At 71.3% G+C, this 10,742-nt stretch carries 9 protein-coding genes; 8 read left to right on the forward strand and 1 reads right to left on the reverse strand.

Annotated features, from left to right (window positions below):
* Positions 1-230: 230 nt before the first annotated feature.
* A complete protein-coding gene (locus ACPYOG_RS08950; protein ID WP_481293885.1) occupies positions 231-854 on the reverse strand; it encodes an SACE_7040 family transcriptional regulator in 624 nt (207 codons plus the stop codon).
* Between the two features lie 121 nt (positions 855-975).
* On the opposite strand from ACPYOG_RS08950, the gene ACPYOG_RS08955 reads away from it, so the two are divergent.
* The 8 genes from ACPYOG_RS08955 to ACPYOG_RS08990 all read left to right on the forward strand — a co-directional run bounded on the left by ACPYOG_RS08955 (position 976) and on the right by ACPYOG_RS08990 (position 10,590).
* A complete protein-coding gene (locus ACPYOG_RS08955; RefSeq protein ID WP_481293886.1) occupies positions 976-2,583 on the forward strand; it encodes a carboxyl transferase domain-containing protein in 1,608 nt (535 codons plus the stop codon).
* 5 nt (positions 2,584-2,588) lie between these two features.
* The gene (locus ACPYOG_RS08960; RefSeq protein WP_481293887.1) at positions 2,589-4,880 is read left to right on the forward strand and encodes an acetyl/propionyl/methylcrotonyl-CoA carboxylase subunit alpha; all 2,292 of its coding nucleotides are present in this window, start codon (positions 2,589-2,591) and stop codon (positions 4,878-4,880) included.
* Positions 4,881-4,903: 23 nt separating this feature from the next.
* Entirely contained in the window at positions 4,904-6,145 is a 1,242-nt protein-coding gene (locus ACPYOG_RS08965; protein WP_481293888.1) for an acyl-CoA dehydrogenase family protein, read from the forward strand.
* A 63-nt stretch (positions 6,146-6,208) separates the two neighbouring features.
* Positions 6,209-6,985 carry a CoA transferase subunit A gene (locus tag ACPYOG_RS08970; RefSeq protein WP_481293889.1) on the forward strand — a complete coding sequence of 259 codons (777 nt, stop codon included), beginning with the start codon at positions 6,209-6,211 and terminating at the stop codon, positions 6,983-6,985.
* A complete protein-coding gene (locus ACPYOG_RS08975; protein WP_481293890.1) occupies positions 6,982-7,620 on the forward strand; it encodes a CoA transferase subunit B in 639 nt (212 codons plus the stop codon). The genes ACPYOG_RS08970 and ACPYOG_RS08975 overlap by 4 nt, the downstream gene beginning before the upstream one ends.
* A gap of 33 nt (positions 7,621-7,653) precedes the next feature.
* Positions 7,654-8,301, forward strand: coding sequence for a MaoC family dehydratase (locus ACPYOG_RS08980; protein ID WP_481293891.1), 648 nt, complete (start codon positions 7,654-7,656; stop codon positions 8,299-8,301).
* Complete coding sequence (locus ACPYOG_RS08985) at positions 8,298-9,122, forward strand: HpcH/HpaI aldolase/citrate lyase family protein (RefSeq protein ID WP_481293892.1); 825 nt, start codon at positions 8,298-8,300, stop codon at positions 9,120-9,122. The genes ACPYOG_RS08980 and ACPYOG_RS08985 overlap by 4 nt, the downstream gene beginning before the upstream one ends.
* 196 nt (positions 9,123-9,318) lie before the next feature.
* Positions 9,319-10,590, forward strand: a complete 1,272-nt coding sequence (locus tag ACPYOG_RS08990) for an aldo/keto reductase (RefSeq protein WP_481293893.1) — start codon at positions 9,319-9,321, stop codon at positions 10,588-10,590.
* The last annotated feature ends 152 nt before the right edge of the window (positions 10,591-10,742 follow it).

Below are 10,742 nucleotides of genomic sequence, written 5' to 3' on the forward strand. Positions count from 1 at the left end.
TAACGTCTGCGGCTGCTCGCCCCGCCGCAGACGTTCCGCAGACCCGCATTCGCCTGCGGTCCTGGCCTGCGCGTCGATGCGCTGCCAGCGAAGGAGGTTCGAACGGATGCCGTTCGAATCTCCTTCACTACTGCCAATCGAAGGAGATTCGGCACCCGATCTCCTTCGATCCACGGTGCCACGAAACGCGGACAGCAGCCCGGCCACCCAGCCCGCCGGTCCGGGCGACCTCAGGGAGACGTCAGCGCCGCCCAGGCCATCCGCTCGAGCACCGGCCGGACCGCCTCGGAGGCGACGTGCGCAGAGCCGACGCGCGCGGTGTGCGGGGTCGAGTTCAGGAGGCCGAACGTACCCTGCACGCGCACGCGCAGCTCGTCCTCGGCGAGGGCGGGATGCAGACCGGCGAGGACGCGCATCCACACTTCGATGTACCGCCGCTGGAGCCGGCGCACCTGGCGGCGGGCCGAGTCCGTGAGGGCGTCGAGGTCGCGATCCTGGACGCGGATGGTGTCCGGCTCGGTGAGGGCGAAATCGACGTGGAAGCCGATGAGCGAGCGGAGGGCGGCGGCCGCATCCGCTCCGGCGTCCTCGACCGCCTGGCCACCGGCGAGGAGTCGCTCGCTGACGCCGACGAGGAGCGCCTCGAGCACGGCCTGCTTGGAGGAGAAGTGCCGGTAGACCGCCGGACCGCTGACGCCCACGGCGGTGCCCAGGTCTTCGATCGAGACGCCGTTGAAGCCGCGTTCGGCGAAGAGGCCAGCGGCTGCTTCGAGCAGCGCCGCGCGGCGGTCGGCCTTGGCCAGGGAGCGCTGCGTCGGTCGCTCCAGGGGAGTCGCGGGGTCGAGCTGGGTCATCGTCCTCGATGGGGTCGGCGCCGTTCGGCGGCGGTGCTGGACTTTTCGGTTAATGAACACTAACCTAAAATCGAGTTAGTGACCACTAACCGATTGTCGACGACGACACACACGGAGCAGCATGCCGATCCTGACCAGTGAGGCGTCCGCCACGGACACCCGGTTCGAGCAGAACGACGCGGCCCAGCGCGAGCTGGTGGCCGACCTCCGGCGGCGTCTCGCCACCGCAGCGGCCGGCGGCCCCGAGCGGGCGCGCGAGCGGCACGTCGCGCGCGGCAAGCTCCTCCCGCGGGACCGCATCGACGCGCTGCTCGACGAGGGCAGTCCGTTCCTCGAGCTGGCGCCTCTCGCCGCCACCGGAATGTACGACGACGAGAGCCCGGCGGCGGGCGTGATCGCCGGGATCGGGCTGGTCGCCGGACGTCACGTGATGATCGTCTGCAACGACGCGACGGTCAAGGGCGGCACGTACTACCCGATGACCGTGAAGAAGCACCTCCGGGCTCAGGAGGTGGCCCTGGAGAACCGGCTGCCATGCATCTACCTGGTGGATTCCGGCGGAGCGTTCCTGCCCATGCAGGACGAGGTGTTCCCGGACCGCGACCACTTCGGCCGCATCTTCTACAACCAGGCGCGGCTCTCGGCGGCGAAGATCCCGCAGATCGCCGCGGTCCTCGGATCGTGCACGGCGGGAGGCGCCTACGTTCCGGCGATGAGCGACGAGACGGTGATCGTGCGCAATCAGGGCACGATCTTCCTCGGCGGCCCTCCGCTGGTGAAAGCCGCCATCGGCGAGGTGGTGACCGCTGAGGAGCTGGGCGGCGGCGACCTCCACGCCCGGACCTCCGGGGTCGTCGACCACCTGGCCGAGGACGACGAGCACGCGCTCGCGATCGTGCGCGACATCGTCGCGACCCTCCCGCCGCCGCTCGCGACGGCCTGGCCCGTCGGCCCGGCCGTTGACCCGGCGGCCGACCCGGCCGAGCTGTACGGCGTGGTCCCGGTCGACGTTCAGGCGCCGTACGACGTGCACGAGGTCATCGCGCGGATCGTCGACGGCAGCGGATTCGAGGAGTTCAAGCCCGAATACGGGACGACGCTCGTCACCGGCTTCGCGCGCATCCACGGGCATCCCGTCGGGATCGTCGCCAACAACGGTGTGCTGTTCAGCGAGTCGGCGCTCAAGGGCGCGCATTTCATCGAGCTGTGCGATCAGCGCGGCATCCCCCTTCTGTTCCTGCAGAACATCTCCGGCTTCATGGTCGGCCGCGACTACGAGGCGGGCGGCATCGCGAAGAACGGCGCGAAGATGGTGACCGCGGTCGCAACAGCCCGTGTGCCCAAGCTGACCGTCGTGATCGGCGGCTCCTTCGGGGCGGGCAACTACTCCATGTGCGGGCGCGCCTACTCGCCGCGCTTCCTGTGGATGTGGCCCGCCGCGCGGATCTCGGTGATGGGCGGCCAGCAGGCGTCGAGCGTGCTCGCCACCGTCAAGCGCGACCAGCTGGAGGCGCGGGGCGAGGAGTTGTCGGCCGATGACGAGGCCGCCTTCCGCGCTCCCATCGCCGAGCAGTACGAGGAGCAGGGCAATCCGTACTACTCGACCGCGCGGCTCTGGGACGACGGCGTCATCGACCCCGCCGAGACCCGGACCGTGCTGGGCCTGGCCCTGGATGTCGTCGCCCGCTCGCCGCTTCCCGACACCGCCTTCGGGCTCTTCCGGATGTGACCGCCATGACCTCTGCATCCTCTCCCGTTCCCGCCCTCTTCCACACCGTGCTGGTCGCGAACCGCGGCGAGATCGCCTGCCGCGTCCTCCGCACCCTGAAGCGCCTCGGCATCCGCTCCGTCGCGGTCTACAGCGACGCCGATCGGAATGCGCCGCATGTCGCCCTCGCGGATCTCGCCGTGCGCCTCGGCCCCGCCCCCGCCCGCGAGAGCTACCTGAACGTGGAGGCGATCGTGGATGCTGCGCGCCGCACCGGCGCTGAGGCCGTCCATCCCGGGTACGGGTTCCTCTCCGAGAACCCCGCGCTCGCCGTCGCCTGCGAGCGCGCGGGCATCGTGTTCGTCGGCCCGGGCGTCCATGCGCTGGAGGTGATGGGCGACAAGATCACCGCGAAGCACGCCGTCGCCGAGTACGGCGTGTCGACCATCCCGGGGATGGCCGAGCCGGGCCTCGGCGACGCCGAGCTGATCGCGGCGGCCGAGCGGATCGGCTACCCGGTTCTCGTCAAGCCGTCGGCGGGCGGCGGGGGCAAGGGGATGCAGGCCGTGCGCGCCGCTGCCGAGCTGCCGGAGGCCCTGCGGGCCGCCCGGCGCGTGGCGGCCGCCGCGTTCGGCGACGACACGCTGTTCTTGGAGCGACTGGTCGCCTCCCCGCGGCACATCGAGGTGCAGGTGCTCGCCGACCGTCACGGCGGGATCGTCCACCTCGGTGAGCGCGAGTGCTCGCTGCAGCGACGCCACCAGAAGGTCATCGAGGAGGCTCCGTCTCCACTGCTCGACGCCGCGACGCGGCAGCGGATCGGCGAGGCCGCGTGCCGGGTCGCCGCCAGCGTCGACTACGTCGGAGCCGGTACCGTCGAGTTCCTCGTCTCTGCGGAGGCCCCGGACGAGTTCTTCTTCATGGAGATGAACACGCGCCTGCAGGTCGAGCATCCCGTCACCGAGCTGGTCAGCACCGTGCGGGGCGTGCGCGGACTGGACCTCGTGGAGCAGCAACTGCGCATCGCCGCCGGCTCGCCGCTCGCCTTCGGACAGGCGGACCTGGGTTTGCAGGGACACGCCATCGAGGCGCGCGTGTACGCGGAGGACCCCGAGCGCGGGTTCCTCCCGGCCGCCGGCCACGTGCTGGCGTTGCGGGAGCCGGTCGGCGAGGGCGTGCGCGTCGACAGCGGCCTCGTCGCGGGGTCGCGGATCGTCACGGACTACGACCCGATGCTGGCGAAGGTCATCGCCTGGGGGGAGGACCGGCCGCAGGCCCTGGCGCGGCTGCGCGGCGCGCTCGCCGCGACGAGCATCCTCGGGACGGTGTCCAATGTCGCCTGGTTGCGGGAGTTGCTGGACGACGAGGATGTCCGTGCCGGCCGGATGGACACGACCCTGATCGACCGCCGTTTCTCCGAGCTCGAACCGGCGCCGGTCACGGAGGAGGAGACGATCGCTGCCGCGCTGTTCGCGCACGCCGACCGCCGGCGCACTCCGCCGGCCGTCGGCAGCGTGTGGGGAGCCCCGACGGGGTGGCGGCTCGTGCAGGCGCGACCGGTGCGCTACGACGTGGATGGCGTCACGGTGGCCGTCAGCGGCACGGCCGAGGGCGGATTCGTGCGCGTCGGCGATGCCGCTGGGAATGCAGGCGATGCCATCGATGCCGGCCCGGATGCCTCTGACACTGCCATGCGCGCTTCCGGCCCGGATGCCGCCCCCGCCGGCTGGCGCCGCGCTGCCCTGCGCGTGCAGGAACCGGTCGCCGCCGGCGAGCCCGTCCTCCTGCTGCTCGAGCTCGACGGCCAGGTCCTCCGCTTCGACGCCGCGCGCGACGGCGACACCGTCTGGCTCGGCCGTGAGGGGCGGTCCCGGCCGTTGCGCCTGCGCGACCGCGCGACCCGCCTGGCCGAGCGGCTGGGGGCGATGGAGCGGGGATCGTCCGTCGCGCATCCCGAACTCCGCTCGCCCATGCCGGGCACCGTCGTCGCGGTGCCGGTCGAGACCGGGGCACGGGTGGAGCAGGGGGAGACCGTCGTGGTCGTCGAGGCCATGAAGATGGAGCACCGCCTGGTCGCTCCGGTCGCGGGAACCGTGACCGTGCGCGTCGCGCCGGGCGACCTCGTCCGGCTCGATCAGGTGCTGGCCCGGGTGGATGCGGACGAAGCCGAGGCCGAGCCGGCCGCGCCCACCGCGCCCAGCGCGCCCACCGCATCCACCGCCCCCAGCGCGCCCACCGCATCCGCTCCATCCCCTTCCGATGTGCCGCCCGAGGAGGCGGACGCGGCGCCGACACGACCGGCCGCCGCACAGCGATAGTCACCACGAGAGACAGGACCCGCATGACCATGCAGATGACCCACCCCACCGGAAACCCCGCCGGCCACCCCGCGGACGGCGCCGCCGACACCGACGTCGCGGGCTTCCAGCTCACCGACGAGCAGCGGCGCCTGCGTGACACGGTGCGCGACTTCGCCGACACCGTCGTCGCGCCCGCGGCCTACGAGTACGACACCAAGCGCAGCCTCCCGTACGACATCATCGCCGAGATGGGACGCATGGGCCTGTTCGGCCTGCCGTTCCCGGTCGAGTACGGCGGCCAGGGAAAGGACTACCTCTCGCTCTGCCTCGCCGTGGAGCAGCTCGGCCGGGTGGACCAGTCCATCGGCGTCACCTTGGAGGCCGGAGTGGGCCTCGGCGCCATGCCGATCTTCCGCAACGGCACCGAGGCCCAGAAGCAGGAGTGGCTGCCGATGCTGGCGCGCGGCGAGGCGCTCGCCGGGTTCGGACTGACGGAGGCCGAGGCAGGCTCGGATGCGTCCGGGACCAAGACCACCGCCGAACTGCGCGACGGCGAGTGGGTGATCAACGGGACGAAGCAGTTCATCACGAACTCCGGCTCGGAGATCACGCGTCTCGTCACGATCACCGCGGTGACCGGCGAGTCCCGCCGCCAGGACGGCTCCGTGAAGAAGGAGCTGTCGGCGATCATCGTCCCGAGCGGCACCCCGGGCTTCGTGGCCGAGCCGGTGTACGACAAGGTCGGCTGGCACACCTCCGACACGCACCCGCTGACGCTCACCGACGTGCACGTTCCGGAGGAGAATCTGCTGGGGGAGCGCGGGCGTGGGTACGCCAACTTCCTCATCACGCTGGATGAGGGCCGCGTCGCCTTCGCCGCGCTCTGCACGGGCGCTGCGCAGGGCTGCCTCGAGGAGGCCATCCGCTACGCGCAGAGCCGGAACGTGTTCGGCCGGGCGATCGGCTCCAACCAGTACATCGCCTTCAAGATCGCGCGGATGCAGGCGCGGGTGCACGCCGCCCGGCTCGCCTACTACGACGCCTGCTTCAAGCTGATGGCGGGCAAGCCGTTCAAGCTGGAGGCGTCGATGGCCAAGCTGACCGCCAGCGAGGCCGCAATGGACAACGCGCGCGACGCCACGCAGATCTTCGGCGGCTACGGCTTCCTCAACGAGAACCCGGTCGCGCGCCACTACCGCGACTCCAAGATCCTGGAGATCGGCGAAGGCACAAGCGAGGTGCAACTCATGATCATCTCGCGCGCTCTCGGATTCTCGGCCTAGCCTGAAAGGGCCGGAACAACTCACGAACTGTTGGCTTGGGGCTGTACTCGACGAGGAGGACGGATGATCGACAAGACAGTGGGGAGCGCCCGGGAGGCGGTCGCCGACATCCCGGACGGCAGCACGCTCGCCGTCGGGGGCTTCGGGCTCTGCGGCATCCCGAGCGCGCTCATCCAAGCGCTGCTGGACGCGGGCACGACCGACCTCGAGGTGGTCAGCAACAACTGCGGCGTGGACGACTGGGGTCTCGGCCTCCTGCTCGCCCAGCGCCGCATCCGCAAGATGATCAGCTCGTACGTCGGTGAGAACAAGGAGTTCGCCCGCCAGTTCCTCTCCGGAGAGCTGGAGGTGGAGCTGACCCCGCAGGGCACCCTCGCCGAGAAGCTGCGGGCGGGCGGCGCGGGGATCCCGGCCTTCTACACGCCGGCGGGCGTCGGCACGCAGATCGCGAGCGGCGGACTGCCGCGCCGGTATGCCGCCGACGGGTCCGTCGCGGTGGCGAGCGAGCCCAAGGAGGTGCGGACGTTCGACGACGCCGCTTATGTGCTCGAGCGGTCCCTCCGTCCGGACTTCGCGCTCGTGCACGCGGCGAAGGGGGACCGGCACGGCAACCTGGTCTTCCACGCTGCGGCCATGAACTTCAACCCGCTCGCCGCGATGGCGGGCCGGATCACGATCGCAGAGGTCGAGGAGCTGGTGGAGCCGGGCGAGCTCGATGCAGGGTCCATCCACTGCCCGGGGATCTTCGTCCAGCGCGTGGTGCACACGCCGGACGTCGAGAAGCGGATCGAGCGGCGGACGGTGGCGGAAGCGGCCGGCACGGAAGGGAGCGCACGATGAGCCTCACACGGACCGAGCTCGCCGCCCGCGTGGCGCGCGAGCTCGAGAACGGCCAGTACGTCAACCTCGGGATCGGGATGCCCACGCTGATCCCGAACTACGTCCCCGACGGCGTCGAGGTCATCCTGCACTCCGAGAACGGCATCCTCGGCGTCGGCCCCTATCCCACGGACGACGCGGTCGACCCCGACCTCATCAACGCGGGCAAGGAGACGGTCACCATCAACCGCGGCGCCGCCTTCTTCGACTCCGCGCTGTCATTCGGGATGGTGCGTGGCGGACACGTCGACCTGGCCGTGCTCGGCGCGATGGAGGTGTCCGCGGGCGGCGACCTCGCCAACTGGATGATCCCCGGCAAGATGGTCAAGGGCATGGGCGGCGCGATGGACCTCGTCTTCGGCGCGAAGCGGCTCATCGTCATGATGGAGCATGTGGACAGGGAGGGCCGCCCCAAGATCCTTCGCGAGTGCACCCTCCCGCTGACGGGCACGGGATGTGTCGACCGCATCATCACGGACCTCGCCGTGATCGATGTGACGGACGACGGGCTGGTCCTGCGCGAGGTCGCGCCGGGCGTGACCGTGGATGAGGTGGTCGCCGCGACCGGCGCCCCCCTCCGAGTCGAGCTGGACTGAGAGTGGAGCTGGACTGAGAGTGGAGCTGGACACATGAAAGAGATCGAACAGCGCGGTCTGTACTACGAGGAGTTCGAGCCGGAGACCCGCTACCTCCACCGGCCCGGGCGCACCGTGACGGAAGCGGACAACGTCTTCTTCACGGCGCTGACGATGAACACGCAGGCGCTGCACCTCGACGCCGCCTGGTCGGCGCGGCAGCCGTTCGGCGAGCGGCTGGTCAACTCCATGTTCACCCTCGCGACCGTCGTCGGGGCGTCCGTCGCGCAGCTGACGCAGGGCACGATCGTCGCGAACCTGGGCTTCAGCGAGGTGGCGTTCCCGCATCCGCTGCACCACGGCGACACGCTGTACTCCGAGACCGTGGTGCTCGCGAAGCGGCTGTCCGCCTCCCGTCCCGGCCAGGGCATCGTGACTCTGGAGCACACCGGCCGCAATCAGGACGGAGTCGTCGTCGCGACGGCCACCCGGCAGGTGATGGTGTGGTGCAAGGACGCATCGCCGGTCCCGTCGGACCCCGGTGCGCGCACGCCGGGCATCGGGATCGACGGGGTCGACGGTGTGGACAGGTCCTCCGCGGCCGGGTCCGAAGCCGGGTCCGCTCTCGGCTTCGGCGGCCGCGGGGCCCTCGACGCGGATGAGCTGGACCCCGGGGACATCGGGCCGGACGGCCTCCTGTGACCTCGCGGACGGAGGGAGCCGACTTCCCCTGGGGGCCGGCGCTGCTGTTCTGCCCGGCGGACCGGCCGGAACGGTTCGCGAAGGCGCTGGAGCGGGCGGATGCGGTCATCCTCGACCTCGAGGACGCCGTCGATCCCTCGCGTCGCCCTCTCGCCCGCGAAGCGCTCGTGGCTTCCGACCTCGATCCCGAGCGCGTGATCGTCCGCGTCAACCCGGCGAGCAGCACCGACCACGAGGTGGATCTGTCGGCGCTCGCCGCGACGCCGTACCGCACTGTGATGCTGCCGAAAGCCGAGCGGGTGGCCGACCTCGCTGAACTGCATGCCTACGACGTCATCGCGCTGTGCGAGACGGCCGCCGGCGTGCTCGCCGCGTCCGAGCTGGCTCGGGCCCCCGGCGTGATGGCACTGATGTGGGGAGCGGAGGACCTCGTCGCCTCCCTCGGCGGGACCTCCAGCCGTCACGCCGATGGCGGCTACCGAGGGGTCGCGCGGTATGCCCGATCGGTCGTGCTGATCGCCGCGGGAGCGGCCGGCGTCGCTGCCATCGACACGGTGCACCTCGACATCGCGGACCTGGAGGGGCTGGCGGCCGAAGCGGAGGATGCGGCCGCCGTGGGATTCGCGGCGACCGCGTGCATCCATCCCGGACAGGCGGAGACGATCCGTGCCGCCTATCGGCCGGATTCCTCCGAGGTGGAGGCCGCCCGGGCGCTCCTCGCGGCGGCCGAGGAGGCGGGCGGGGGAGTCTTCCGGTACGAGGGCCGGATGGTCGACGGACCGGTGCTGGCGCACGCCCGGGCGGTGCTCCGCCGTTCGTGATGAAACTGTGACCAACCTTTCCTCTGCGGTTCACCCGTTTCGTCCGGGTGGTGTCGGTGGCGTGACGTAATCTTCAAGTGTTACCTGGGAATCCGGCGTTCTCGAATCGATTCGAGTACAGCGGGTTCCCGGTGAGAACTGGTTGTTACGGAGTGCGTCGAGATCGTCGAGGTCGTGTCGCGGGGAGGGGGGCGAGATGCCACAGTTGCTTCCTCTGCGCCTGCTCGAGACCGTCGGTCTCCGCGCGGCCGACGCGCGCGCCGCGCGGGCGGCCGAGCGTGCAGCATCCGCCGCCGGCGATGTGACCGGCGCCGGCGGGTCCGAGGACCGTTCCGCGCGGCCCGACGTGTCGCGGGACGAGGTGTCGCAGCCATCGCAGGATGGCGCGTCGCAGCCGTCATGGCCTGGCGCGTCGCAGCAGCCCGACGCGTCGCGGCCGCCGCGGCCCGAGGTCTCGCACCGTGACGCCTCGCGTGCCGGCTCGGCCCAGCCTCCGACCGGCGTCGTGGACATCGACCCCGCGATCGAGAGCACCGGACCGCTGTCGATCATCGCCCCGCGCCGCATCGGCGAGAGCGACCTCACCGTCTACCCGCTGTCTCTCGGCGCGAGCGTCTTCGGCTGGACCGCCGACGGCGAGACCTCCCTGGCCATCCTCGACCGGTTCGCGGAGCTGGGCGGCGACTTCATCGACACCGCCGACAGCTATGTCGGCGGCCGCAGCGAACTCCTGATCGGTAAGTGGATGCACGAGCGCGGCAACCGCGACCGTGTCACCGTGTCCACCAAGGTGGGGCGCCACCACGAGAACCGCGGTCTCGGAGCGGTCAGCATCGTGCGTGCCGTGGAGGCGTCGCTCGAGCGTCTGCAGACCGATCACATCGACCTGCTGTACTTCCACGACGACGACCCCGAGACGCCCCTCGAGGACAGCCTGGCGACGGCCGAATGGCTGATCGAGAGCGGGAAGGTGCGCTACCTGGGCGCCTCCAACTTCTCCGCGGACCGCCTGATCGAGGCGCGCATCCTGGCCTCCTCGGGTCTGCCCAAGTTCGTCGCCATCCAGACCCAGTACAACCTGATGCACCGGACCGAGTTCGAGAGCGCTCCGCGCATCGTCGCGGCCGCGCAGGGCCTCGGGGTGATGCCGTACTACGCCCTGGCCAACGGCTTCCTGACCGGCAAGTACCGGTCGAAGGGCGACCTGACGGCGGGCGCCCGCAGCGTGCGCGCATCGGCCTACGTGAACCGGCGCGGCCAGCGCGTCCTCGCGGCCCTCGACCGCATCGCGGCCGAGCACCGCGTCGCACCGGCGACCATCGCGCTCGCCTGGCTGCTCGCCAAGCGCACGGTCGTCGCCCCGGTCGCGAGCGCGAGCCGCCCGGACCAGGTCGGCGCGCTCATGGCCGCGGCGGGCGTCCGCCTGACCCGTGCCCAGATGCTCGAGCTCGACCGCGTCTCGGAGTAGCCGGGCGCGTTCCCCGCGCCCGCCTCGCACGCGCTTTCCGCACGCGCCTCGCGCGCGCTTTCCGCGCGCGCCTCGCACGCGCGCCGCGCACATCCACGCGCGCCGCGCACATCCACGCGCGCCGCGCACATCCACGCGCGCCGCGCACATCC

This window comes from Leifsonia sp. HAY1-4F, assembly GCF_056755275.1.